Origin of the sequence: Streptomyces swartbergensis (assembly GCF_002148965.1) — a bacterium.
GTDB classification, from domain to species: Bacteria; Actinomycetota; Actinomycetes; order Streptomycetales; family Streptomycetaceae; genus Streptomyces; species Streptomyces swartbergensis.
On the sequence record NZ_NGFN01000110.1, the window covers coordinates 1 to 23,212 of the forward strand.

The following is a 23,212-nucleotide window of genomic DNA, read 5'->3' on the forward strand; positions in this document are numbered from 1 at the left end:
CCCACCCCGTCGGGGTCCGCCCCCGCCGACGGCGACACCTGCGAGGACGGCGAGGTCATCCTCGTACAACCGCTCCTCGGCGGGCTCACCGAGCCCGTGTCCGGGTTGCTCGACGGCACGGGCCAGACGCCCACGCCGCAGCCCTCCCCCTGTGTCGGCCTGGTCCCGGTCGGCAGCCTCCTCGGCGGCATCGCGTCCCCCTTGCCGGAGGCGACCCCGTGACCACGACCGTCCGCCGCGCCCTGCTCCTGCTCGTGCTCACCCCGCTCCTCTACGCCCTGGCCGGAGCGCCCCAGGCCGCCTTCGCCCACACCGAGCTGCTCTCCTCCTCCCCGAAGGACGGGGCGGACCTGGAGAAGGCCCCCGGGCACCTCACCCTCACCTTCGACGAGGCCGTCGACCTCGCCGACGTGCGTGTGCTGACGATGGGCGGCGACCGGTTGCCGGTGTCCCGTACGCCGGGCGGCGGGACCGACACCGTGCGGGTCGCGCTCGCCGGCCCGGAGCGCGGTGAGCTCGCCGTCATGTGGTCCGTCGTCGACGCGGAGGACGGGCACGCTTCCTCCGGCCGGATCGCCCTCACCATCGGCGCTGCGGCCGCCGGGACCGGCGGCGACGAGGCCGCCGCCTCCGCTCCCGCGCCCTCCCCCTCGGTGCGCGAGGGCCTCGTCGCCGCCCGCTGGGCCGGCTATCTCGCGCTGGCCCTGTTCGTCGGCGGTCTCGCCTTCGTCGTGCTGCTGTGGCCGCGCGGCGCGGAGGAGCCGCGGTCCCGGGCGCTGCTCGTTCTCGCCTGGACGGTCGGGCTGCTGGCCACCGTCGCGAGCATCGGCCTCCAGGGCGCCTACGGCACGCTCGGCGGACTGCGGGACGCGCTGCGCCCTGTGACGTACGCCGATCTGCTGGCCACCGAGCCTGGGGTCGTGCTCGCCGCCCGCGCTCTGGTGTGGGTGCTGGCGGCCGTGGTGCTCGGCGCCCTGCTCCAGGGCGGGGCCCGCACCTCCCGCTCGCCGGGCTGGCGGGTGGGCGCCCTCGCGGTGACGTTCGGGCTGCTGCGGACGACCGGCATGACGGGCCACAGCTCCGAGGGCGCCGAGCCCACGTGGGGTGCYGTCGCCGACTTCGTCCATCTGCTCGGCGCCTCACTGTGGATCGGCGGTCTTGCCGTGCTCGCGCTGGCCGTGCTGCCGCGCCGGCGGGCCCGGGAGCTGGCGGTGGTGGTGCCGGGTTACTCACGGCTCGCGGCGGTGAGTGTCGCCGGGATCGTCGGCGCGGGGCTGGTGCTCGCCTGGCAGGTGGTGGGGTCGTACGACGCCCTGCTGCACACCTCGTACGGGCATCTGCTCCTGCTGAAGACGGGCGTGCTCGGGGCCGTCCTGCTCGCCGCGTTCGCGAGCCGCCAGTGGGTGCGCACCCGCCTCGATCTCGCCGTGCTGCTGCGCGGCGACGCCGCCACCGTGCGGCCCTTCGGTTACTCGGTCGCGGTCGAGACGGGGCTCGTCCTCGTCGTGCTCGCCGTGACGAGTCTGCTGGTCACGGCCGACCCCGGCCGCTGAACTCCCCCCAAGCACAAGGAGCAGAAGTGAAACCAGGCAACGAGAACGACGAGACCGGACACGGGCGGCGCAGGCCGCCCGCCGGGAACCGGGGTCTGCTGGTCGCCGGGCTCGGTGCGGCGCTGGCCGCCGTGCTCAGCCTCGGGCTGCTGAGCGCGGTCTCCGGTTCCACGACGGCCGGCTCGCAGCAGGCCACGGGCGCGGCTCAGGCGCCCGTGGCCGCCGCCGAGGCGCAGCCCGCCGCCGCCAAGGCCGACTACCAGGTCGACATCATGGGCAACGAGTTCGGCGACGGGAAGCAGCTCGTCGTCGAGGTCGGCCAGACCGTCCAGTGGACCAACCACGACAGCGTGCCGCACACGGTCACCACCACCAAGGCCCCGGTGAAGTTCGACTCGGGGACGCTGGAGCAGGGCGACTCCTGGTCGTACACGTTCAGCAAGGCGGGGACGTACGAGTACTACTGCGCGGTGCACCCGGACATGGTCGGCTCGGTGAAGGTCGTCGAAGCCGGCGGTGGCGGTGGTGGCGGCGGTGGCGGGTCGACGCCCACGCCGACTCCTGCCCCCACGGGCACGCCCACGGCCGGTCCCACCCCCACGCAGGCACCGACCACCGCGCCCACCGCCGGCCCGACCCCCACGGGCGGCACCGGCGGCGGAGGCGGTGGCGGTGGCGGCAGCGACGAGCAGTGCGCCAGCGTGCAGAACGTGCTGCTTCCGATCCTCCAGCACCTCTACATGGCGCACCTGGAGCGGTCACCGGGGCAGCAGGTGCAGGACGCGCTGGCGCTCGACGCGTACATCAAGACGCACACGGTGTGGGTCGAGAGCATCCTCAAGCCCGCTGTCTCGGACGGCGGTTCGGTGCTCGACGACACGCTCGGCGTGCTGCTGAACCACATCAACAAGGCGCACCTGGAGGAGTCGCCCGGACAGCAGGTCACCGATCTGCTGAACCCCGACGCCTACGTGAAGATGCACACGGTCTGGGCCGGGCAGATGCTCACGCCCACGACGGACTTCCTCACGAACAACTGCTGACGCGGTCCGCGACAACAGGTGGACGCCGCTCCGGCCGGGGCTCAGCCGGCCGGAGCGGCGCCCGCGCTCCATTCTCCACACCATCGCCATGCTTCGGGAACCGCTTTCCAAGGAGACCGGGATGACGACCGTCACCCTGCCCACCGTTCCTTCCCCGCCACACTCGCGCGACGGCGCCGACCGCCGGCTGCCGCTGCCCGGCCGGTACACCGTGGCCCCCGGCCGCTCGCTCGTCGAACTCACCGCCTGGTACGGGCCGTTGCCGGTCCTGCGCCGTCGCGTCACGCTCGGCGAGGCGTCCCTCACCGTGCCGGAGGGCGCCGAAAGCCCTTCCTTCCGCTTCGAGTTCGACGACCGCCTGTTTTCCGCCGTGCTCACTTCGGAGGAGGTCGACGAGGTCCACGGCGGCCGTCTCCAGCTCACCGGCGACCTGGACCTGAACGGCTTGGCCTTCCCCGTCCTGCTGCGGCTGCGGGTCGTCCAGCGGGCCGACGACCGGCTGCTGGTCGTCGGGCACGCCCGGCCGCCGTACCGGCTGCTGCGCCGCGCCACCGGGTTCCGGCTGCCGTGGCGCCGGCCGGCCACCCGGCTGCGGCTGCTGGTCGCGGCGGAGTTCGCGTGAGGGCGGCCCGGCGGACGGCCCGGGGTGCCGCCGTGTCCGCCGTCCTGACGCTCCTCGCCCTGCCGCTGCTGCCCGCCGGGCAGGCGTCGGCGGCCTCGTACAGCGTGACGATGGAGGGCTACGCCTTCTCGCCCGCGAGCCTGAGCGTCCCGGCCGGATCGACGGTGACCTGGACCAACGAGGACACGGCACCGCACGACGTCAAGACCACCTCGGGGCCGGCCTCGATCCACTCACCGATGCTCGACAAGGGAGAGAGCTGGAGCTTCACGTTCGCCACGGCCGGGTCGTACGGCTACGTCTGCACCGTCCACCCGAACATGACGGCCGGGATCACGGTCCGCGCGGCGGCACCGGCGACGACGGCGGCACCGACGGCGCACGAGCACCACACCGGCTCCTCCTCGGGGCACCGGGCGACCGCGCCGATCCGCACCACGCCGGGCAGCGGGCCGCCGACGACGCGCAGGCCGTCCTCGTCGCCGTCCGGCACCGCGTCCACCGCCTCCCCGGCGGCCGCGGGCCAGTCACCGCAGGCGTCCCCGTCGTCCCCGGCCGCACAGGCCGCGCAGCAGGCGCAGACCCAGACGACCGCTTCTGCCGCCCGCCCCCTCGACCCTCTGCTCGTGCTGACCGGCATCGTCGCCGGTGTCGCGGTGCTGTGCCTGCTCCTGGTCGGCTCCCGGGCGTCCGCGCCCCAGGTACCCCAGGCGCCCCAGCCGCCCCGGAAGGACGAGGTATAGGTCAGCCCTTCGCCCGGTAGCGGCGCATCTTCGCCCGGGCCCCGCAGACCTGCATCGAGCACCAGCGGCCACGGCCCGCCGGACTGCGGTCGTAGTACGCCCAGAGGCAGTCGGCGGCCTCGCAGGCCTTGAGCCTGCTCCAGGTGCCCGCGACCAGCGCCTCGGCGACGGCGGCGGCGACACGGGAGAGCAGGGGGCCCTCGTTGGCCGGGGCGAGGGTCGCCGAGCCGTCCCCCTGGTCGACCGCCACCAGCAGCGGTGCCCCGGCCAGCAGTTCGCCCAGGGGGGTCACCTCGCGGTGCGGCGGGTGGCCCGCATGGGCGAGCAGGGCCACGCGCAGGGACTCGCGCAGTGCGCGGGCGTCCTCGACCTCGTCCCGCGTGATCCCGAAGCGTGCCCGGCCCTCCGCCGTGTCCAGCGCGTCAGCACCCGACCCGATGTCCAGGGTGTTCACCAGGGCCTCGACGAGGGCCAGGCCACCGGGCGCGGGCGATCTCTCCGTCATGGCTGGACCGTACCTCTCGCGTTTTCCCTTGCGAGGTTACCGCCAATGGGTCAGCATGGAGTAACGGTTACCGGTTACCCGGGCTGTGCGGGTAACAGTGACGTGACAGCTACTTCAAGGAGGAAGTCATGGCTCTCGCCAAGCTGGGTGTCGTCGTCCTGGACTGTCCCGACCCGCGCGCACTGGCCGGCTTCTACGCCGAGGTGCTCGGCGGCACTCCCACGGTGGAGGCCGACGACTCGGGTGAGTGGGTCGACCTGAAGGTGCCGGGCGGACCGGCGCTGGCCTTCCAGGAATCCCCGGGGTACGTACCGCCGAAGTGGCCGTCGCCCGACCACTCGCAGCAGTTCCACCTCGACCTGGACGTGGAGGACCTGGACGCGGCAGAGAAGGGTGTGCTGGCGCTCGGCGCGAAGCCGCTGGACGCCGAGGACCGGACGCGGACCTTCCGGGTTTACGCCGATCCGGCCGGGCACCCGTTCTGCCTCTGCGCCTGCTGACACCGGGAGGCCCCATGCCTGCTGTGGCACGTTTCCGTACCGTCGTCGTCGACTGCCCCGACCCGCGCGAGCTCGCCCGTTTCTACGCGCAGGTCGGGGGCGGCACGCCCGAGGACGACGACCCCGACTGGGTGGTGCTGCGGATCCCCGACGGGCCGCGGCTCGCCTTCCAGCGCTCGCCCGGTCACACCCCGCCGGAGTGGCCCCGGGCCGACCGCAACGCCCAGCAGTGCCACCTGGACTTCGACGGCGGGTCGACCTGGGAGGAGATCGACGCGGCCGAGGAGCGGGTGCTGGCGCTGGGGGCGCGGGTGCTGGACCGGGAGGACTACGAGAAGAAGGACTTCCGGGTGTACGCCGACCCGGCGGGGCATCCGTTCTGCCTGTGCCGGATCGAGCACACCACCTGAGTCACCTGCCTGCCGGTCACCCGTCCAGCTCGGAGATGGTCGCCGCCGACGGCTCGCGTCGCTGCTGGGCGGCGCGGGCGGTGAAGTCGGCGCCGCGCAGCACCCGCTGGACGTTGCCCCAGGTCAGCAGGGCCACGTCGGCCTCGTCCCAGCCGCGCCGCAGCAGCTCGGCGATCAGCCGCGGATAGCAGGAGGTGTCGCCGAGCTCCTGCGGATGGGCCGAGCCCGAGTCGTACGTGCCGGACAGCCCGACGCTCTGCGCACCGGCCACGGCCCGGACGTGGTCGAGATGATCGGCGACGTCGCGGACGGTCGGGCCGGTCTGCTCGGCGGTCAGCGGCACCAGGCACAGCCCCTTGGCCGCGCCCAGCTCCGCCAGCAGGTCGTCGGGGAGGTTGACCGGGTGGGGGCGCAGGGCGCGGGCGGCGGAGCGGCTGCACAGCACGGGCGCCCGGGAGAGGCTCAGCACACGGCGGACGGTCGGCGCGGAGGCACCGGAGAGGTCCACGATCACGCCGAGCCGGTTCATCTCGCGCACGACCTCCTCACCGAACCGCGTCAGCCCCGCGTCGCTCGCCCAGGACACCCCAGTCAGCGTCAGTACGCGCAGGCCGAGCAAGTGCAGTTGGCGCAGGATGCCCAGCGAGTCGCCCACGGCCGGGGCCCCGGCGGGCCCGAGGAGCACGGCGACGCGGCCGCAGTTGCGGGCGTCCGCGACCTGCCCCGCCGTGCAGGCCGGCCGCAGTCCCTCGGCGCAGGTCCGGGCGACGGTCTTGGCCAGGTCCAGTTGCTCCAGGGTGGCGCCGACGGCCCGGTCGCCGTCCAGGCCCTCGGGCAGGTGCAGCGACCAGAACAGCGCGCCCACATGCCCGCGGCGCAGGCGGGGCACGTCCGTGTCGACCGTGGTCTCGCCCTCCTCCAGGTCGTAACAGGACAGGCGCTTGAGCGCCCAGGGCAGTGCGTTGTAACCGTCGGCGACGGGGTGGGCGGCGAGGATGGCGTGGGCCCGGGTCATCGGCGCGTCGTCCGGATCCGAGACGGGCTCGTAGGGCTCCGCATCCATGACGGCCTCGTCGCGGTTCGGCTCGGCCAGGTCGTCGTCGAACTCACCGGCCGCGGCGGTGGAGCGCAGGTCGTCCTGGAGGTCTGCCATGGCGGCTCCGTACGGTCGTTCGTGAGGTACGGTCACCGTCGCACGGAGCGCTGAAGGGTTCCTGGCGGGCGGGGCGTTCGGAGTACGGCGCCGGCCTCGCGCGGTGACGCCCTCAGGACAGCCGGGCCGCCTCGATCACCTCGTCCAGGGTGTCCCGGGAGCGGACCAGGTCGGCGATCATCCGGTCGATGCGGGCGCGCTCGGCTGTGAGGTCGGCGACCAGGTCGGGCGTGGCGCGGACCGAGGGCCCGCCGTCCGTGTCCCGCATGCACGGCAGCAGCTGGACGATCTTCTCGCTGCACAGTCCCGCCGCGAACAGCTCCTGGATCCGGATGACCCGGTCCACGGCCGCCTCCGGGTACTCCCGGTGCCCGCCGGGCGTCCGCTCGGCCGAGAGCATCCCCTGCTTCTCGTAGTAGCGCAGCGACCGCTCGCTCACGTTGGTGCGCCGGGCCAGTTCACCGATCCGCACGTCCCACTCCCGGACTTGAATCTGACATGAGTGTCAGGTTCTAGCGTACGGGCATGACGCAGCACACGACAGCACTCTTCGAACCGGCTCGTCTGCCCGGGCTGGACCTGCCCAACCGTCTGGTGATGGCCCCGCTGACCAGGAACCGGGCCGAGGCCGACGGCACCCCGCCCCCGCTGATGGCCACGTACTACGCCCAGCGTGCCTCCGCCGGGCTGATCATCGCCGAGGCCGCGACGCCGAACGCGGTCGGGCAGACGTACCCGAACATCACCGCCGTCCACGGCCCGGCGCACGTGGCCGGCTGGCGGCGGGTCACGGACGCGGTCCGGGAGGCGGGCGGGCGGATGTTCCTCCAGCTCCAGCACGGCGGGCGGGTCGGCCACCCCGCGACCAGCGGGCTGACACCCCTCGCGCCCTCACCCGTACCGCTCCCCGAGACGATCTTCACGCCGGAGGGGCACCGGCCGGCCGTGGTGCCCAGGGAGATGACCGCCGAGGACATCCGCACCACCGTCGCCGACTTCGCACGCGCCGCCCGGAACGCGATCGACGCCGGGTTCGAGGGCGTGGAGGTGCACTCCGCCAACGGCCACCTGCTCCACCAGTTCCTCGCCCGCAACACCAACCTCCGCACCGACGGCTACGGCGGACCGGTCGCCGCCCGGATCCGGTTCACGGCCGAGGTGACCGAGGCCGTGGCCGCCGAGATCGGAGCCGGGCGGGTGGGGCTCAGGGTGTCCCCGGGCAACACGGTCAACGGCATCGAGGAGGGCGAGACCGAGGAGATCTACCCGGCGCTCGTCGAGCGGCTCGGCGGGCTGGGGCTCGCCTACCTGCACCTCGGGTACGCCGACCCGGACACGCCGGTGTTCCGGAAGGTGCGCGCCGGCTGGCCCGGGGTGATCGTCGCCAACCCGGTGCTGGAGGAGATCTCCACGGACACCGTGCACCGGGCGTCCGAGGCGCTGCTGGCCGCCGGGGCCGACCTGATCGCGCTCGGTCGGCCCTTCCTCGCCAACCCCGACCTGGTGACGCGGCTGCGGCACGGGGCGCCGCTGAACGAGATGCGCGACCGGTACTTCATGTACGTGGGCGGGGCGACCGGCTACACCGACTACCCCACCCTCGACGCTCAGCCGTCGAGCGAGTCGAGCGACTCGATCGTGGCGTTGGACGGCGGCCGCGTGGCCTGAAGGCCCCGTGCCACGTCCTCGGCCGCATCCAGCACCCGCACCGCGTTCTTCCAGGTCAGCTTGGTCAGGTCGGCCTTCGACCAGCCGCGGTCCAGCAGCTCCGCGATCAGGTTCGGGTAGCCGGAGACGTCGTCCAGGCCGTCGGGGGTGAAGGCCGTGCCGTCGTAGTCGCCGCCGATGCCGAGGTGGTCGACGCCGGCCACCTCGCGCATGTGGTCCAGGTGGTCGGCGACCGTCGCCACCGTCGCGACGGGGCGCGGGTGCCGCTCCTCGAAGGCGCGGTGGACCTTCATGGCCTCCGCGGTGGTGTCGAGGTGGTGGAAGCCGTGGGCGCGCAGGTTCTCGTCGGCCGCGGCGGTCCAGTCGACGGCGGCCTGGAGCACGAACTTCGGCACGAACGTCACCATCGCCATGCCGCCGCCCGCGGCCAGCCGCTCCAGGACGTCGTCCGGGATGTTGCGCGGGTGGTCGCACACGGCCCGCGCGGAGGAGTGCGAGAAGATCACCGGGGCGGAGCTCGCGTCGAGCGCGTCCCGCATGGTCGTCGCCGCCACGTGGGAGAGGTCGACGAGCATCCCGAGCCGGTTCATCTCCCGCACGACCTGCCGGCCGAACGCGGTGAGGCCGCCGGCCCGCGGCTCGTCGGTCGCGGAGTCCGCCCAGTCCACGTTGTCGTTGTGGGTGAGGGTCAGATAGCGCACGCCGAGCCCGTACAGACCCCGCAGGGTGCCCAGGGAGTTGGCGATGGAGTGGCCGCCCTCCGCGCCCATGAGGGAGGCGATACGGCCCTCCCGGCGCGCGGCCTCCATGTCGGCGGCCGTCAGCGCGGGCCGCAGGTCCTGCGGGTGCCGGTCGATCAACTGCCGTACGCAGTCGATCTGTTCGAGCGTGGCCGCGACCGGGTCGGGCGAGTCCGTGCGGACGTACACCGACCAGTACTGCGCACCGACCCCGCCCGCGCGCAGCCGCGGGATGTCGGTGTGCAGGTGGGCGCTCTGGTCGGCGGCGACATCGCGGGCGCCGAGGTCGTAGCGGACCTGCTCGCGCAGCGCCCAGGGCAGGTCGTTGTGCCCGTCGGCGACGGGGAACTCGGCGAGGAGCGCGCGGGCGTCGTCGAGGGACGTCATGGGATCACTTCCCGAAACCGAAACCGCCGCTCGCGCCCTCGACCTTGGAGCGCAGGCGCTTGCCCTTCTCGGTGGCCTGGTCGTTCAGCTCCTGCTGGAACTCGCGCATACGGGCGCGGAGTTCCTCGTCGTGCGCGGCGAGGATCCGGGCCGCGAGCAGACCGGCGTTGCGGGCACCGGCGACCGAGACCGTGGCGACCGGGACGCCGGCCGGCATCTGCACGATCGACAGGAGGCTGTCCATGCCGTCGAGGTACTTCAGCGGCACGGGCACGCCGATGACGGGCAGCGGGGTCACGGAGGCGAGCATGCCGGGCAGGTGGGCGGCGCCGCCGGCTCCGGCGATGATCACCTTGAGCCCGCGGCCGTCGGCCTGCTCGCCGTACGCGACCATCTCGCGCGGCATGCGATGCGCGGAGACGACATCGACCTCATAGGCGATCTCGAACTCGTCGAGGGCCTTGGCGGCGGCCTCCATGACGGGCCAGTCGCTGTCCGACCCCATGACGATGCCAACAACAGGGCTCATTCGGTGATGGTGCCTCTCAGGTAGCCGGCTGCGTGACGGGCGCGCTCCAGCACGTCGTCCAGGTCGTCGCCGTAGGTGTTGACGTGGCCGACCTTGCGGCCGGGCTTCACGTCCTTGCCGTACATGTGGATCTTGAGCTGGGGGTCGCGGGCCATGCAGTGCAGGTACGCGGAGTACATGTCCGGGTAGTCGCCGCCGAGGACGTTGACCATGACGGTCCACTTGGCGCGCGGGCGCGGGTCGCCGAGGGGCAGGTCCAGGACCGCCCGGACGTGGTTGGCGAACTGGCTGGTGACGGCGCCGTCCATCGACCAGTGGCCGGAGTTGTGCGGGCGCATCGCGAGCTCGTTGACGAGGATGCGGCCGTCGCGGGTCTGGAACAGCTCGACGGCGAGGTGCCCGACGACGCCGAGTTCCTTGGCGATGTTCAGCGCCATCTCCTCGGCCCGCAGGGCGAGGCCCTCGTCGAGGCCGGGGGCGGGCGCGATCACCGTGTCGCAGACGCCGTTCACCTGGCGGGACTCCACGACCGGGTAGGCCACGGCCTGGCCGTGCGGGGAGCGTACGACGTTGGCGGCGAGCTCGCGGACGAAGTCGACCTTCTCCTCGGCGAGCACGGGGACACCGGCCTTGAACGGGTCGGCGGCCTCCTCGACGGAGCCGACGACCCACACGCCCTTGCCGTCGTATCCGCCGCGGACGGTCTTGAGGACGACGGGGAAGCCGTCACCCTCCGCCGCGAAGGCGGCCACGTCCTGCGGATCGGAAACGATGCGGTGTCTGGGGCAGGGCACGCCGATCGCGTCGAGCTTCGCGCGCATCACGCCCTTGTCCTGGGCGTGCACGAGCGCGTCGGGGCCGGGGCGCACGGGGATGCCGTCCGCCTCCAGGGCCCTGAGGTGCTCGGTGGGTACGTGTTCGTGATCGAAGGTGATCACATCGCACCCGCGGGCGAACTCGCGCAGCGTGTCGAGGTCGCGATAGTCGCCGACGACGACATCGCTCACGACCTGCGCGGCGGAGTCCTGCGGGGTGTCACTGAGGAGCTTGAACCTGATGCCGAGCGGGATGCCAGCCTCGTGTGTCATACGCGCGAGCTGGCCCCCGCCGACCATGCCGACTACCGGGAACGTCACGCCCCCAGGGTATCGGCCGCGCCAGGGTGGCCGGTTTCCTGCCCCTCCCCGGCCCTGCCCGGACCATCTCCGGCCGTCCACCGGCGTCCGCAGGAAGATCGCGCGGGAGGGTGGTTAGCATGGCTGAGTTGACGCCAACCACGGACGGGGGCCTGCACGACCATGGGACATGGTGCCTCGCGGCTCCGACGGCTCGGTCACGAAGTCGCCAAATTCGGCGCGGTGGGCGGTGCCGGGGTGCTGGTCAACCTCCTCGTGTTCAACCTGGTACGGCATGTCACCGACCTCCAGGTCGTGCGCGCGAGCGTCATCGCGACCATCGTCGCGATCGTCTTCAACTACGTCGGCTTCCGCTACTTCACCTACCGCGACCGCGACAAGACCCGCCGTACGCGGGAGATGACCCTGTTCCTGCTGTTCAGCGCGGTCGGGCTGGTCATCGAGAACGGCGTCCTGTACGCGGCCACGTACGGCTTCGGCTGGGACACCCCGCTGCAGAACAACATCTTCAAGTTCCTCGGCATCGGCATCGCCACGCTGTTCCGCTTCTGGTCGTACCGCAGCTGGGTGTTCCGCGCCCTTCCGGCCCATGAGGCGGTGGCGGACGCGGAGTCGATCCTGAAGGGCGAACGCGCCAGGCGGTCGCGGGCCGGGCAGCGGGTGCCGTAAGCCGTCGTGAGCCGCGTCAGCGGATCATCGGCTCGTCCTCGCCGCCGTGGGACTTCCCGACGGGCGTGCGGGACAGGAACAGGGCGAACACCGGGGGCTTGGTCTGGAGCATCTCCAGGCGGCCGCCGTCCGCTTCCGCCAGGTCGCGGGCCACGGCCAGGCCGATGCCCGTGGAGTTGCGGCCGCTGATCGCCCGCTCGAAGATGCGGGCGCCGAGGTCGGCGGGGACGCCGGGGCCCTCGTCCGTGACCTCGATGACGGCCTGGTTGCCGGTGACGCGGGTGCGCAGCGCCACCGTGCCGCCACCGTGCATCAGGGAGTTCTCGATCAGCGCGGCCAGCACCTGCGCGACCGCTCCGGGGGTGCCCACGGCCGTCAGATGCCGCTTGCCGGAGCTGACGATCGCCCGGCCCGCGCTGCGGTAGGCGGGACGCCACTCGGCGAGCTGCTGCTGGATGACCTCGTCGAGGTCGAAGGTGACGGCGGAGCCGGTGCGCGGGTCGCGGGAGTTCGTCAGCAGCCGTTCCACGACGTCCGTGAGCCGCTCGACCTGGGTCAGCGCGATCGTCGCTTCTTCCTTCACCGTGTCCGGGTCGTCGGTGAGGGTGATCTCCTCCAGCCGCATCGACAGCGCCGTCAGCGGCGTCCGCAGCTGGTGGGAGGCGTCCGCGGCCAGCCGCCGCTCGGCGGTCAGCATGCGCGCGATGCGCTCGGCCGAGCCGTCCAGCACGTCCGCCACGCGGTCCAGCTCGGGCACGCCGTACCGCTTGTGCCGGGGGCGCGGATCGCCCGAGCCGAGCCGCTCGGCCGTCTCCGCGAGGTCGGTCAGCGGCGACGCCAGCCGGTTCGCCTGCCGCACCGCCAGCAGCACCGCGGCCACCACCGCCAGCAGCGCGACCAGCCCGATGATCAGCAGGGTGCGGCCGACCTCCCGGGTCACCGAGGAGCGCGGCTCCTGGACGGTGACGGTCTCGCCCTCCTCGCCGGGCGCGGTCGCGGTGATCACGTCGCCGGACGGCTTGGAGCCGACCTCGATGGGCTCCTCCCCGGGAATCCGGATCACCGCGTAGTAGCGGTCCTGCGTGACCTGCTTGCGCAGCACCTCCGCGTCGACCTGCTGGGCGACGAAGAGCCGGCTGTCGACGATGCTGGCCAGCCGGACCGCCTCGGACTCCACCCGCTCCTCGGCGCTGTTGCTGATCGTCCTGGTCTCGACGATGACGAGGGAGACGCCGAAGACGGCGATCACGACGAGGACCACGGCGAGCGTGGACTGGATCAGTCGGCGGCGCATGTCCTGTTACCCGTGCCTACCCGTACCTGTGTCCCGTGGCTCAGCTCTTCTCGAAGCGGAAGCCCACACCGCGCACGGTGGCGATGAAGCGGGGGTTGGCCGCGTCGTCGCCGAGCTTCTTGCGCAGCCAGGAAATGTGCATGTCGAGGGTCTTGGTCGACGACCACCAGGTCGTGTCCCAGACCTCGCGCATCAGCTGGTCGCGGGTGACGACCCGGCCGGCGTCACGCACCAGCACGCGCAGCAGGTCGAACTCCTTGGCGGTGAGCTGCAGCTCCTCCTCGCCCATCCAGGCGCGGTGCGACTCGACGTCGATCCGCACCCCGTGGGTGGCGGGCGGCTGCTGCGGCTCGGCGGCGCCGCGGCGCAGCAGGGCGCGGACGCGGGCGAGCAGCTCGGCGAGCCGGAACGGCTTGGTGACGTAGTCGTCGGCGCCCGCGTCGAGCCCGACGACGGTGTCCACCTCGTCGGCGCGCGCGGTCAGGATGAGGATCGGGATGCTGTGGCCTTCGCCACGCAGGCGACGGGCCACCTCCAGACCGTCCATGCCGGGCAGACCCAGGTCGAGCACGACCAGGTCGACGCCGCCCTGCATTCCGGCGTCGAGGGCGGTGGGTCCGTCCTCACGCACTTCGACCTCGTAGCCCTCCCGGCGCAGAGCACGGGCCAGCGGCTCCGAGATGGACGCGTCGTCCTCGGCGAGCAGTACACGGGTCATGAGGTGATGGTAGACCTGCAAGGCCCTGAGCTGGGGTGTGACCGGAAGCCTTGATTCTTACCCGGGGCACACCCGTTTCTTACGTTCCGCGGGAACGCGTACAAACCTCTGGCTGTGGGGTGCGATCCTGGTAAGGACCTTGGAAATGGGGCTTACGGTTCCCCAGAAACCTGTGATCCGTGTCTCAAGTCCTTCCATATGCGGCGGTGTCCTGCCGTATGGTGAATCAACGCCTGTAGCACCATGGCGACCTTCGGAGGCCCTTTGCCCCTGGAGGTCTCTTTTGTGTGCGGGCTGGTTCCCCGCCAGCCCCCCAACCGGAAACGACCTGTGGCCGGCCCTCGTCGTGCGGATACGCGCGTAGAGGCGTGGATCCCGGTGGCGACCGCCCACCGCTCCTGACCCGGAGCGGCCCCCCGTAGGCGTCGGACGGACGGCCGTACGCACCGGTGCCGGCAGCCCCCACCGGGCGCACCACCGCTGCTGCGGGGCGCGTCCCGACCAGCAAGGAACGACCATGGCGTCCAGCCTGACGAAGGACTCGGCCCGTCCGGGCACCCCCGGCCCCGAGAAGACCTTCTTCGGCCACCCCCGCGGACTGGCCACCCTCTTCATGACCGAGATGTGGGAGCGGTTCTCCTACTACGGCATGAGGGCCCTGCTCCCGCTGTACCTGGTGGCCCCCGGTGGCCTGCACCTGAGCGCGGGCACGGCGACGGCGATCTACGCCGTGTACCTGTCGCTGGTGTACCTGCTCACCCTGCCCGGCGGCTGGTTCGCCGACCGTGTGCTCGGCCCCCGCAAGACCGTCGCCGTCGCGGGACTGGTCATCATGCTCGGCCACCTGTGCCTGGCGCTGCCCGCGGCCGCGAGCTTCTACGTCGGCCTGGGCCTGGTCGCCATCGGTTCCGGTCTGCTGAAGGCCAACATCTCCACGATGGTCGGCCACCTCTACGACGGCCCGGAGGACCCGCGCCGGGACGGTGGCTTCACCGTCTTCTACATCGGCATCAACCTCGGCGCCTTCGTCGCCCCGCTGGTCATCGGCACCGTCGGTGAGAACGTCGACTGGCACCTGGGCTTCGCCCTGGCCGCGCTCGGCATGGCGCTGGGCCTCGTGCAGTTCCTGCTCGGCGGCCGCCACCTGAACCCGAGGAGCAGCGAGGTCCCGACCCCGCTGTCGCCCGCCGAGAAGGCCGCCACCCTGCGCAAGGGCCTGATCTGGCTGGCCGTCGCCGTGGTCTTCTACGCCCTGGTCGGCGGCACCGGCCACTTCACCCTGAACTGGGCGCTGATCCCGCTCACGCTCCTCGGCCTGATCGTTCCGATCCTGGTCATCACCCGCATCCTGCGCGACCAGGACCTGGACGCCGGCGAGCGCTCGAAGGTGTCGGCGTACATCTGGTTCTTCGTCGCCGCCGCCGTCTTCTGGATGATCTACGACCAGGGCGGCTCGACGCTGTCGCTCTTCGCCAGCGAGAAGGCGGACAACACCGTCTTCGGCTGGGAGTTCCCGGTCTCCTGGTACCAGTCGGTCAACCCGGTGCTGATCATGGCCTTGGCGCCCGTCTTCGCCTGGCTGTGGCTGTGGCTGAACCGGCGTGGCAAGGAGCCGAGCACCATCGTGAAGTTCGCCTCGGGCCTGGTGCTGGTGGGTGCGTCCTTCTTCCTCTTCCTCGCCCCGCTGTCGATCGCGGAGGGCGGTCACAAGGCCGCGGCGATGTGGCTGGTCGCGATCTACTTCGTGCAGACCGTCGGCGAGCTGACGCTGTCGCCGGTGGGTCTGTCCGTGACGACGAAGATGGCGCCGGCGAAGTACGCCTCGCAGATGATGGGCGTCTGGTTCCTCGCGGTCACCGCGGGCGACTCCGTCACCGCGCTGCTGTCCAACCCGGCCGTCGGCGGGATCAACCTCGACCGGACCGGCTTCGTGGCGCTGGAGGCGGCGCTGGCCGTCGTCGCCGGTTTCGCGGTGTACATGTTCCGCAAGAAGGTCAAGGGGCTCATGGGCGAAGTCCGCTGATCGCCGGAGCCTGACAAGGGCCGCCGCACCTGCGTGGTGCGACGGCCCTATTTTCATGTCCGCATGTCCTTCATGGTCTTCGTCGATCTCGGCGGTTCGGCGTCCGGGGCGACCCAGGGCAGACCGGAGGGCCGGCGTGCGGCGGGCAGGCGYGGGCGCAGGCGGCGGGACGGGCGGGCCGCGTGAACGGGCTGGCGGGGGCGTGCGCGGTCCACGACGGCCAGGCCGGCGCGGAACAGCGCTGCCGGGACGACCAGGCAGACGAGGACCCAGAACAGGGTCACGCCCCAGGGGCGGCCCACGCCCCAGGGGTGTTCGGCGAGGACCTTCCCGCCGTACTTCAGGGACACGGTGTAGTCGCCGTGCGCCCCGGCCGCGAGCTCCACGGGGAGTTCGATGCGCGCCTTGCCGCCGGGCCGGATCGTGCCGCGCCAGCGCTGGTCCTGCCACTGCGGGGCGAACACGCCGTGAGAGGTGCCGACCTGGAAGACGGGGTCCTTCACGGGAGACGTCCCGACGTTCCCGACGGTGACCACGAGCGTCCGGGCGGGCGGGGAGCCGAACCAGGTCAGCAGCCCTCCGGAGCCGCGCAGCCGGGTGTCCGCGAGCAGGGACAGCCGCCCGCCGGCCCGGTCCGCGGGCAGCGGCTCGACCGCGTGCCCGGCGACCCGGAGAACCGCGTCGGCCTCCGCCCCCGCCCCGGTCACCGCCGCCACGTGCACCACGCAAGGACATGGCACGGGCGGTTCCACGACGGGCAGTTCGCGGCGGAAGCGCCCCTCGGCGTCGGTGGTGACGGCCCGGCCGTCGGCGTTCGCGCAGGAGTTGGTGCCGCCGGTCACGCCCCGGGACGGCTCGGCCTGTCCGCAGACCAGCAGCGTCAGCAGGGCACGCGGCCGCCAGCCGCTGCCGGTGACGGTGACCGAACCGCCCGTCCCGGCCTGGGCCCTGGACAGTTCGACGACGGGCCGGTCCGCCGCCCCGGCGGGCCCGGCGCCCGCCAGGCCCAGCAGGAGCACGAGCAGAACCGGCAGTGATAGGTACGGAACACGGACGACGTACGGCATCGGCGGCTCCAGCGGTCGTACGGGGGTGCGCTCAGTGGCGTGCTCGCGCCCCCTGGTGACGTCGCGTCAGCCACAGGGCGCCCGCCGCGCCGGCGAGTAGGACCGTCCCGCCGAGGGTGCCGAGGGCGACGGCCGAGCCCTCCGGCCCGGTCTGCGGGAGTTCGGCGCCGGATCCCGAGCCGGAGCCGCCGCCCTGGGTGGAGCCGGTGGCGCCCCCGCCGCTCGCTGCCGTGACGTCGAGGGTCAGGGACGGGCCCGGGTCGTTCGTCGGCGTGCACGTGGTCGTCGTGCCGAGCGCCTTGATGGTGAGCACGCCGGCCGTGAAGGTGACCTCGCCGCTCTTCTTCGGCGTGTACGTACCGCTCAGGTCGTTGATCTTGATCGGCGTGTTGGCCGGGATCGCGGCGTCGTTGGCAGGGCCGGTCACGGTCATGGTGCCGCTGTCCGCGCCGCCCAGGGCGACGGTGGCGCTCGGGGTCATCGCGCCCTTGCCCAGTTCGACCGGGCTGGAGGAGACGCCCTTCTGCCAGGACATGGTGATCCGGTAGCCGTCGCCGCTCTTGACACCCTTGATGTCGATGGGCGAGACGGCGCTCTTGTCGCCGATCGGCGTCTTGCACTGGTAGTTGACGTCGACGACCTCGGCCCGGGCCACGGGGGCGGCCATCAACACCGCCGAGCCGGCCAGGGCCGCGGCGGACGCGAGCGCGGCGGTTCGATTCCGGTACGACACGGTGCCGCTCCCCTTCCTGTTACTGACGGGGTATCAGATCGGGCCGTCAAGGTACGCCCGGGGCGTCGAGGAAGGAAGACACGTGCGCGCCGGATCCGTGGAGATCCGGCGTGTGAGGGGGTGACGGAGGGGGATGCGCGGCGGAGGTTCCCTGGGGCAGCCAGGCAGCCGGCAGTCAGGCAGTCAGGCAGTCATCAGGCACTCAGGCACTCAGGCACTCAGGCACTCAGGCACTCAGCGGCGAACTGCCCGCTTCCCTTCACCCGAACGGCCTACGCAGGAATCCGCGTCCGGCGTGCGCGCAACGCCCGCGGATCAGGCAGGGGCTCCCAGTTCGGCCCACACCGTCTTGCCGGCGACTCCCGGCGTGCGGACGACGCCCCAGTCCAGGCACAGCCGCTGGACGATGAACATGCCGTGGCCGCCCGGGCGGCCCGCCCGGTGCGGGGTGCGGGGTGACGGCTGGCCGGTGCCCCGGTCGGCGACCTCGATGCGGATCACCTTGTTGTCGCAGGTGATCCAGAGCTGGTCCGGCCCCTCGGCGTGCAGGCAGGCGTTGGTGACCAGCTCGGAGACGACGAGCAGCACGTCCTCGGCGGCGGCCCGCTGGTCCGCGGAAGAGGCCGGCAGCCAGCCCCACGCGTACAGCGCCTGGCGGGCGAAGTCGCGGGCGAGCGGAACGACACCGCTCGCCCCGTCGAAGCTCAGCCGGCGCACCTGCCGGCCCCCCGGCGGTGCCGCGGCTCCGGACGGCGCGGCCACGCCCTCGCGGGACGCACCGCCCGCCGGTACGCCGCCCTCGGACGCCCCGGAAGCGCCGCTGGGCTCCGGCCCGCGGTCGCCCGGCGAGTAGGGCCGGGTGGTGCTCATCAGCGCTTCACCTCACCGATTCACCAGTTCACGATTCAAAAAATTCACTGCACAGTCAGTCACGCGGTGCGCGGCACGACGGTTTCGCGGCACCCCCGCCGCCCTGAGGGACGACCGTTTCAGGATGTCTCCTGCCCGGGCGGACCGGCGGAACACCCCCGTATTCGGCCCGAAGGGCGTGACGGGGGTAGGGCACCGGTCACAGGGGGATGGCCGAGGCTCGGCGCGCCGACGCACCGCCGGTCAGCCCGACTCGTCGGCCAAGGCCGCCTCAAGCGTGTCATGGACGCTGAAGACCGCATTCGCGCCCGTGATCTCGAACACGCGTGCCACCACCGGCTGCATCCCGGCGAGTGTCACGCCACCCCCGGCGGCCTCGGCCTTCAGCCGCGCCCCCAGGAGCACGTTGAGCCCCGTGGAGTCACAGAACTCCAGCCGCGCGCAGTCGATGACCAGACGCTTGAATCCCTTGGCGAGGCAGTCCTCGAGTGGCTCACGCAACAGATCGGCGGTGTGGTGATCCAACTCACCCGCCGGGGTCACGACGGCACTAGAGCCCTCTTGCCGCACCTCCACCAGAAGCCGGCCAGACTGTGCGCTGCCGACTGTCCCGCGGTCCATGCCGTCTCTCTCTCCCGACGTCGTGACTGCTGCTGACGCCCACGAACACTACGCCTTCCCTCCACGCTTCGACACCCGAACAACCGCACACAAACGGACATATGCCCACAGAACGCACTTGCGGTGGGCTCGGGAAAGCGGGTAGGCCTAGTAAGGACACGTAACCGACACGGCCGGCTTTGGAGGCGCCGCACACCGCAGTGCACGTACTGGCTCCGGCAGCCATATGCCGAGAACGATGGAGGACATCATGTCACCCCGGCTCGACGCATCGCGTACCCAGGAAGCGACGTCGACACCCCCTCCGGACCATCTGGATCCCATCGAGCAGGTTGAGACGCTCGTCACACAGGACGACCTTCTCGCCGGACTTCCGGACATTCCCCCCTTCGAGGAAGTCGACGCGGTCGACGCACGGGCCCTGTCCAAGACCCTCTTCGAGCGCCTCGAGTCGCTGGAGGAAGGCACCCACGAGTACTCGTACGTCCGCAACACGCTCGTCGAACTGAACCTCGCGCTGGTCAAGTTCGCCGCCTCCCGGTTCCGCTCCCGCAGCGAGCCGATGGAGGACATCATCCAGGTCGGCACCATCGGCCTGATCAAGGCGATCGACCGCTTCGAGCTGTCCCGGGGTGTCGAGTTCCCCACGTTCGCGATGCCGACCATCGTCGGCGAGATCAAGCGCTTCTTCCGCGACACCTCGTGGTCCGTGCGCGTTCCGCGGCGGCTCCAGGAGCTGCGGCTCGACCTGGCCAAGGCCGGTGACGAGCTGGCCCAGAAGCTGGACCGCGCCCCGACGGTGACCGAGCTGGCCGAGCGCCTCGGCATCTCCAACGACGAGGTCGTCGAGGGCATGGCCGCGTCGAACGCCTACACGGCCTCCTCGCTGGACGCCCAGCCGGAGGAGGACGACTCCGAGGGCGCCCTCGCGGACCGCATCGGCTACGAGGACCACGGGCTCGAAGGCATCGAGTACGTCGAGTCGTTGAAGCCGCTGATCGCCGAACTTCCGCCGCGCGACCGGAAGATCCTGTCGCTGCGCTTCGTCGCGGGCATGACCCAGTCGGAGATCGGCGAGGAACTGGGCATCTCCCAGATGCACGTGTCGCGTCTGCTGTCCCGGACGCTGGTACGGCTGCGCAAGGGGCTGACTGTCGAGGAGTGATCCTCACCGGGTGATCGTGTCCTTCGGGGGCGGGCCTTACGGCCCGCCCCCAGGCGCGTCTCCAACGGGGCTCAGCCGGCCCGCTGCTCCTTCACAAGCCGCTTCGCGCGGTCGCGCCGGGACGGGCCAGGACGTCCACCGTCACGCCGGCGCCCTCGCCGGGTGTGGCCTCGGCCAGCCGCAGCCGGTCAGCGAGCCCTCGCACCGACGCGTCGTCCGGGCCGCGGTCGATGGAGAAGAGCGACTCGTCGACCGGGTCGTCGTCCCCGCCCCAGCGCACCACGCCCTCGCAGTCGGCGAGGATGTCGCGCACCGTGAGCACCTGGAGCGGGAAGAGGCTGCCGCTCGCGCCCGCGCCCGGGCGGATCCGCACGGCGGTGCCCGAGGCGGGGTTGGACTCCGGCTTGTCCTTCTCCAGGCCGTCGATCCGCTGCCAGCCCGCGAGGTCCACGCGGGGCAGCTGCTCGACCTCGTAGTGGTAGCGCCGCACGACGTGCAGCAGGGTCGCCTCCACGTCACCGATCCGGAATCGTGCACAAACTTCGTGTGCGTTCGTTGGTCAGAGCACCCGCTCGCCGCGCCGCCAGACTCCGGTGACCAGCGGGACGCCCGGCCGGTAGGCCAAGTGGACGTGGCTCGGGGCGTCCAGAAGCGTCAGGTCGGCGTACGCGCCCGGGGTGAGGCGGCCGATGTCGGTGCGCCGGAGGGCCGCGGCGCCGCCCGCCGTGGCCGACCAGACGGCCTCGTCCGGGGTCATGCCCATGTCCCGTACGGCGAGCGCGATGCAGAACGGGACGGACGAGGTGAAGGACGAGCCCGGGTTGCAGTCGGTGGAGAGGGCCACGGTGACGCCCGCGTCGAGGAGGCGGCGGGCATCCGGCCACTCGGCGCGGGTGGAGAACTCTGCGCCGGGGAGGAGGGTGGCGACCGTGCGGCTGTTCGCCAGGGCGTCGACGTCCTCCTGCGTCAGGTGGGTGCAGTGGTCGGCGCTCGCCGCGTCGAGTTCGACGGCGAGCCGCACGCCCGGGCCGTACGAGAGCTGGTTGGCGTGAATACGGGGGTACAGGCCGCGTGCCTTGCCGGCGGCGAGGATCGCGCGGGCCTGGTCGCCGTCGAAGGCGCCCTTCTCGCAGAAGACGTCGATCCAGCGGGCGTGCGGGGCGCAGGCGTCGAGCATCTCGCCGGTGACGAGGGCGACGTAGGCGGCCGGGTCCTCGGCGAACTCGGGGGCCACGATGTGGGCGCCGAGGTAGGTGACCTCGTCGGTGTGGCGGGCGGCGACGCGCAGGGCGCGGGACTCGTCGTGGGTCGTGAGGCCGTAGCCGGACTTCGTCTCGAAGGTGGTGGTGCCCTGGCGGAGGGCCTCGGCGAGGTAACGGACGACGTTGGCTTCCAGTTCCTCGTCCGTGGCGGCCCGGGTGGCCGCGACGGTCGTGCGGATGCCGCCCGCGCTGTACGGCCGCCCCGACATCCGGGCGTTGAACTCCTGCGTCCGGTCGCCCGCGAAGACGAGGTGGGAGTGGGAGTCGACGAAGCCGGGGAGGACCGCCCGGCCGCCGGCGTCGACCCGATTGTCAGTGGCGGGTGCTTTGCTTTGATCACCGGTCCACGCGATGCGGTCGCCTTCGATGACGACGGCCGCGTCCTGGATCAGTCCGAGGGGGGTTCCGTCACCTAGGGAGGGGTCGTTGGTGACCAGAGCGGCGATGTTGGTGATGAGCGTGCTCGCGGTGCTCGCGGAGTGGGCGGGGCTGACGGTCGTCGCGTTGCTCATGGCGTCCTTGGTGGCCTGGTCGGCGGTGGGGTCGGGTTCGGGGGCCGGCCGCTCGGAGGAGCGGCCCGGGGTCATCCGCGCAGGGCTGCGACGGCGTCCGCGAGGGCTTTCGGCACGTCCGGTACGAGGCGGTGGACCCCGTCCCGTACGACGTGCCGGCCTCCCACGACCGTATGCGACACGTCTGCTGCCGACGCGGCGAATACGGCCGTCTCGGCCCCGAGCCGCGGAAGCGGCCCTGCCGTCCTGACCGAGTCGAGCGCGATCGTCGTGAAGTCGGCGAGCGCGCCGGGCTCCAGGGCGCCCGCGTCCTGCCAGCCGAGTGCCGCGTGCCCGTCCACCGAGGCGGCCCGCAGGAGGGCTGCCGCCGTCCAGTGGCCTCGGGTGCGGGTGCGCAGGCGCTCGTTCAGCTCCATGGCGCGTGCCTCTTCGAGCAGGTCGATCACGGCGTGGCTGTCGGAGCCGAGGGAGAGCGGCGAGCCCGCCTGTTGCAGGGCGGCGGCGGGCCCGATGCCGTCGGCGAGGTCCCGCTCGGTGGTCGGGCACATGCAGGTGCCGGTGCCGCTGCCGCCGATGAGGGAGATGTCCTCTGCGGTCAGGTGGGTGTTGTGGACGCCGGTGGTGCGCGGGCCGAGCACGCCGTGGTCGGCGAGCAGCCGGGTGGGGGTGCGGCCGTGGGCCTGGCGGCAGGCGTCGTTCTCGGCCGTCTGTTCCGACAGGTGCACATGGAGCGGGGCCCGCCGCTCCTCGGCCCACCGGGCGACGGTCGCCAACTGCTCGGCGGGCACGGCCCGTACGGAGTGGATCGCCGCTCCGATCCGCACGTGATCTTGTTCCTTGAGAACTGAACAGCGTTCGGCCCAGGCGTCCGCCGTGCCGTCGGAGAAGCGGAGCTGGGGGGCGGTGGGCGGCTGTCCGAAGCCGGAGGAGAGATAGGCGGTGTCGAGGAGGGTGATACGGATTCCGGCTTCGGCGGCCGCCGCGATCAGGGCCTCGCCCATCGCGTTGGGGTCGGCGTAGCGGGTGCCGCCGGGGGCGTGGTGGACGTAGTGGAACTCGCCGACCGCCGTGATGCCGGCCAGGGCCATCTCGGCGTACACGGCGCGGGCGAGGGCGTGGTAGGTGTCCGGAGTGAGCCGGGCGGCCGTGGCGTACATGACCTCGCGCCAGGTCCAGAAGGTGCCGGAGCCGACCTGGACGGTGCCGCGCAGGGCGCGGTGGAAGGCGTGGCTGTGGGCGTTGGCCAGCCCGGGGAGGGTGAGGCCGCGCAGGACCTCGGCGCCGGGGGG

The 23,212-nt window shown here is 72.2% G+C and carries 25 protein-coding genes and 1 pseudogene; 11 read left to right on the plus strand and 15 right to left on the minus strand.

The features are described from left to right. The 5 genes and pseudogenes from CA983_RS19010 to CA983_RS19030 form a co-directional block, all read left to right on the plus strand. Nucleotides 1–222 (plus strand): annotated as a pseudogene (locus CA983_RS19010) (hypothetical protein); the annotation flags it as partial. Further along, nucleotides 219–1,553, plus strand: coding sequence for a copper resistance CopC/CopD family protein (locus tag CA983_RS19015; RefSeq protein ID WP_086602104.1), 1,335 nt, complete (start codon nucleotides 219–221; stop codon nucleotides 1,551–1,553). The pseudogene CA983_RS19010 and the gene CA983_RS19015, both read left to right, overlap by 4 nt. A 26-nt stretch (nucleotides 1,554–1,579) precedes the next feature. Beyond that, the gene (locus tag CA983_RS19020; RefSeq protein ID WP_086602105.1) at nucleotides 1,580–2,596 is read left to right on the plus strand and encodes a cupredoxin domain-containing protein; all 1,017 of its coding nucleotides are present in this window, start codon (nucleotides 1,580–1,582) and stop codon (nucleotides 2,594–2,596) included. Nucleotides 2,597–2,717: 121 nt separating this feature from the next. After that, nucleotides 2,718–3,218, plus strand: a complete 501-nt coding sequence (locus tag CA983_RS19025) for a hypothetical protein (protein ID WP_086602106.1) — start codon at nucleotides 2,718–2,720, stop codon at nucleotides 3,216–3,218. Nucleotides 3,219–3,250: 32 nt separating this feature from the next. Beyond that, complete coding sequence (locus CA983_RS19030) at nucleotides 3,251–3,961, plus strand: cupredoxin domain-containing protein (RefSeq protein WP_086602126.1); 711 nt, start codon at nucleotides 3,251–3,253, stop codon at nucleotides 3,959–3,961. A gap of 1 nt (nucleotide 3,962) precedes the next feature. Here the strand turns inward: CA983_RS19030 and CA983_RS19035 are convergent, their stop codons facing one another. Further along, nucleotides 3,963–4,466 (minus strand): CGNR zinc finger domain-containing protein, encoded by a 504-nt coding sequence (locus tag CA983_RS19035; protein WP_086602107.1) that lies wholly within the window; start codon nucleotides 4,464–4,466, stop codon nucleotides 3,963–3,965. Nucleotides 4,467–4,594: 128 nt separating this feature from the next. On the opposite strand from CA983_RS19035, the gene CA983_RS19040 reads away from it, so the two are divergent. Further along, nucleotides 4,595–4,966: a VOC family protein gene (locus tag CA983_RS19040; RefSeq protein WP_086602108.1), complete on the plus strand. Its 372-nt coding sequence runs from the start codon at nucleotides 4,595–4,597 to the stop codon at nucleotides 4,964–4,966. Nucleotides 4,967–4,980: 14 nt separating this feature from the next. After that, nucleotides 4,981–5,376: a VOC family protein gene (locus CA983_RS19045; protein WP_086602109.1), complete on the plus strand. Its 396-nt coding sequence runs from the start codon at nucleotides 4,981–4,983 to the stop codon at nucleotides 5,374–5,376. Nucleotides 5,377–5,392: 16 nt separating this feature from the next. Here CA983_RS19045 and CA983_RS19050 read toward each other — a convergent pair whose 3' ends face one another. Both CA983_RS19050 and CA983_RS19055 read right to left on the minus strand, forming a co-directional pair. Beyond that, nucleotides 5,393–6,529, minus strand: coding sequence for a dipeptidase (locus CA983_RS19050; RefSeq protein ID WP_086602110.1), 1,137 nt, complete (start codon nucleotides 6,527–6,529; stop codon nucleotides 5,393–5,395). A 112-nt stretch (nucleotides 6,530–6,641) separates the two neighbouring features. Next, the gene (locus tag CA983_RS19055) at nucleotides 6,642–7,001 is read right to left on the minus strand and encodes a MerR family transcriptional regulator (RefSeq protein WP_086602111.1); all 360 of its coding nucleotides are present in this window, start codon (nucleotides 6,999–7,001) and stop codon (nucleotides 6,642–6,644) included. Nucleotides 7,002–7,054: 53 nt separating this feature from the next. Between CA983_RS19055 and CA983_RS19060 the strand changes: the two genes are divergently transcribed. Next, entirely contained in the window at nucleotides 7,055–8,197 is a 1,143-nt protein-coding gene (locus CA983_RS19060) for an alkene reductase (protein ID WP_086602112.1), read from the plus strand. Here the strand turns inward: CA983_RS19060 and CA983_RS19065 are convergent. From CA983_RS19065 to CA983_RS19075, 3 genes are read right to left on the minus strand one after another with little or no spacing between them, the layout of a single operon-like run. Next, nucleotides 8,137–9,324, minus strand: coding sequence for a dipeptidase (locus CA983_RS19065; protein WP_086602113.1), 1,188 nt, complete (start codon nucleotides 9,322–9,324; stop codon nucleotides 8,137–8,139). The genes CA983_RS19060 and CA983_RS19065 overlap by 61 nt on opposite strands. 4 nt (nucleotides 9,325–9,328) lie before the next feature. After that, nucleotides 9,329–9,853: a 5-(carboxyamino)imidazole ribonucleotide mutase gene (purE, locus tag CA983_RS19070; protein WP_086602114.1), complete on the minus strand. Its 525-nt coding sequence runs from the start codon at nucleotides 9,851–9,853 to the stop codon at nucleotides 9,329–9,331. Next, a complete protein-coding gene (locus CA983_RS19075; RefSeq protein WP_086602115.1) occupies nucleotides 9,850–10,989 on the minus strand; it encodes a 5-(carboxyamino)imidazole ribonucleotide synthase in 1,140 nt (379 codons plus the stop codon). Before CA983_RS19075 ends, purE begins: the two co-directional genes overlap by 4 nt. 162 nt (nucleotides 10,990–11,151) lie before the next feature. Between CA983_RS19075 and CA983_RS19080 the strand changes: the two genes are divergently transcribed. Next, nucleotides 11,152–11,658, plus strand: coding sequence for a GtrA family protein (locus CA983_RS19080; protein WP_086602116.1), 507 nt, complete (start codon nucleotides 11,152–11,154; stop codon nucleotides 11,656–11,658). 16 nt (nucleotides 11,659–11,674) lie between these two features. Here CA983_RS19080 and CA983_RS19085 read toward each other — a convergent pair whose 3' ends face one another. Together CA983_RS19085 and CA983_RS19090 are read right to left on the minus strand one after the other, a co-directional pair. Then, complete coding sequence (locus tag CA983_RS19085) at nucleotides 11,675–12,952, minus strand: ATP-binding protein (RefSeq protein ID WP_086602117.1); 1,278 nt, start codon at nucleotides 12,950–12,952, stop codon at nucleotides 11,675–11,677. 40 nt (nucleotides 12,953–12,992) lie between these two features. Beyond that, nucleotides 12,993–13,670, minus strand: coding sequence for a response regulator transcription factor (locus tag CA983_RS19090; protein WP_086602118.1), 678 nt, complete (start codon nucleotides 13,668–13,670; stop codon nucleotides 12,993–12,995). Between the two features lie 517 nt (nucleotides 13,671–14,187). On the opposite strand from CA983_RS19090, the gene CA983_RS19095 reads away from it, so the two are divergent. Beyond that, a complete protein-coding gene (locus CA983_RS19095; protein ID WP_086602119.1) occupies nucleotides 14,188–15,693 on the plus strand; it encodes a peptide MFS transporter in 1,506 nt (501 codons plus the stop codon). A 53-nt stretch (nucleotides 15,694–15,746) separates the two neighbouring features. Here CA983_RS19095 and CA983_RS19100 read toward each other — a convergent pair whose 3' ends face one another. The 4 genes from CA983_RS19100 to CA983_RS19115 all read right to left on the minus strand — a co-directional run bounded on the left by CA983_RS19100 (nucleotide 15,747) and on the right by CA983_RS19115 (nucleotide 18,984). Then, nucleotides 15,747–16,760, minus strand: a complete 1,014-nt coding sequence (locus tag CA983_RS19100) for a hypothetical protein (protein ID WP_086602120.1) — start codon at nucleotides 16,758–16,760, stop codon at nucleotides 15,747–15,749. A gap of 31 nt (nucleotides 16,761–16,791) precedes the next feature. Then, complete coding sequence (locus tag CA983_RS19105) at nucleotides 16,792–17,493, minus strand: LPXTG cell wall anchor domain-containing protein (RefSeq protein ID WP_086602121.1); 702 nt, start codon at nucleotides 17,491–17,493, stop codon at nucleotides 16,792–16,794. A gap of 315 nt (nucleotides 17,494–17,808) precedes the next feature. Then, nucleotides 17,809–18,363: an ATP-binding protein gene (locus CA983_RS19110; RefSeq protein WP_086602122.1), complete on the minus strand. Its 555-nt coding sequence runs from the start codon at nucleotides 18,361–18,363 to the stop codon at nucleotides 17,809–17,811. A 243-nt stretch (nucleotides 18,364–18,606) separates the two neighbouring features. Further along, nucleotides 18,607–18,984, minus strand: coding sequence for an STAS domain-containing protein (locus CA983_RS19115; protein ID WP_086602123.1), 378 nt, complete (start codon nucleotides 18,982–18,984; stop codon nucleotides 18,607–18,609). Between the two features lie 250 nt (nucleotides 18,985–19,234). On the opposite strand from CA983_RS19115, the gene CA983_RS19120 reads away from it, so the two are divergent. After that, entirely contained in the window at nucleotides 19,235–20,149 is a 915-nt protein-coding gene (locus CA983_RS19120; RefSeq protein ID WP_086602127.1) for an RNA polymerase sigma factor SigF, read from the plus strand. Between the two features lie 91 nt (nucleotides 20,150–20,240). Here CA983_RS19120 and CA983_RS19125 read toward each other — a convergent pair whose 3' ends face one another. The 3 genes from CA983_RS19125 to CA983_RS19135 form a co-directional block, all read right to left on the minus strand. Next, entirely contained in the window at nucleotides 20,241–20,663 is a 423-nt protein-coding gene (locus CA983_RS19125; protein WP_244206995.1) for a hypothetical protein, read from the minus strand. Nucleotides 20,664–20,708: 45 nt separating this feature from the next. Next, entirely contained in the window at nucleotides 20,709–21,998 is a 1,290-nt protein-coding gene (gene hutI, locus CA983_RS19130) for an imidazolonepropionase (protein ID WP_086602124.1), read from the minus strand. Continuing rightward, the coding region (locus CA983_RS19135) for a formimidoylglutamate deiminase (RefSeq protein WP_086602125.1) at nucleotides 21,995–23,212 on the minus strand (1,218 nt) is incomplete at its 5' end. The genes hutI and CA983_RS19135, both read right to left, overlap by 4 nt.

Excerpts from the sequence above, each read along its gene's own strand:
- CA983_RS19025 (WP_086602106.1), top strand. The coding sequence starts at position 2,718 with ATGACGACCGTCACCCTGCCCACCGTTCCTTCCCCGCCACACTCGCGC.
- CA983_RS19035 (WP_086602107.1), bottom strand. The coding sequence starts at position 4,466 with ATGACGGAGAGATCGCCCGCGCCCGGTGGCCTGGCCCTCGTCGAGGCC.
- CA983_RS19040 (WP_086602108.1), top strand. The coding sequence starts at position 4,595 with ATGGCTCTCGCCAAGCTGGGTGTCGTCGTCCTGGACTGTCCCGACCCG.
- CA983_RS19045 (WP_086602109.1), top strand. The coding sequence starts at position 4,981 with ATGCCTGCTGTGGCACGTTTCCGTACCGTCGTCGTCGACTGCCCCGAC.
- CA983_RS19050 (WP_086602110.1), bottom strand. The coding sequence starts at position 6,529 with ATGGCAGACCTCCAGGACGACCTGCGCTCCACCGCCGCGGCCGGTGAG.
- CA983_RS19060 (WP_086602112.1), top strand. The coding sequence starts at position 7,055 with ATGACGCAGCACACGACAGCACTCTTCGAACCGGCTCGTCTGCCCGGG.
- CA983_RS19065 (WP_086602113.1), bottom strand. The coding sequence starts at position 9,324 with ATGACGTCCCTCGACGACGCCCGCGCGCTCCTCGCCGAGTTCCCCGTC.
- purE (WP_086602114.1), bottom strand. The coding sequence starts at position 9,853 with ATGAGCCCTGTTGTTGGCATCGTCATGGGGTCGGACAGCGACTGGCCC.
- CA983_RS19080 (WP_086602116.1), top strand. The coding sequence starts at position 11,152 with ATGGGACATGGTGCCTCGCGGCTCCGACGGCTCGGTCACGAAGTCGCC.
- CA983_RS19085 (WP_086602117.1), bottom strand. The coding sequence starts at position 12,952 with ATGCGCCGCCGACTGATCCAGTCCACGCTCGCCGTGGTCCTCGTCGTG.
- CA983_RS19090 (WP_086602118.1), bottom strand. The coding sequence starts at position 13,670 with ATGACCCGTGTACTGCTCGCCGAGGACGACGCGTCCATCTCGGAGCCG.
- CA983_RS19095 (WP_086602119.1), top strand. The coding sequence starts at position 14,188 with ATGGCGTCCAGCCTGACGAAGGACTCGGCCCGTCCGGGCACCCCCGGC.
- CA983_RS19110 (WP_086602122.1), bottom strand. The coding sequence starts at position 18,363 with ATGAGCACCACCCGGCCCTACTCGCCGGGCGACCGCGGGCCGGAGCCC.
- CA983_RS19115 (WP_086602123.1), bottom strand. The coding sequence starts at position 18,984 with ATGGACCGCGGGACAGTCGGCAGCGCACAGTCTGGCCGGCTTCTGGTG.
- CA983_RS19120 (WP_086602127.1), top strand. The coding sequence starts at position 19,235 with ATGTCACCCCGGCTCGACGCATCGCGTACCCAGGAAGCGACGTCGACA.
- hutI (WP_086602124.1), bottom strand. The coding sequence starts at position 21,998 with ATGACCCCGGGCCGCTCCTCCGAGCGGCCGGCCCCCGAACCCGACCCC.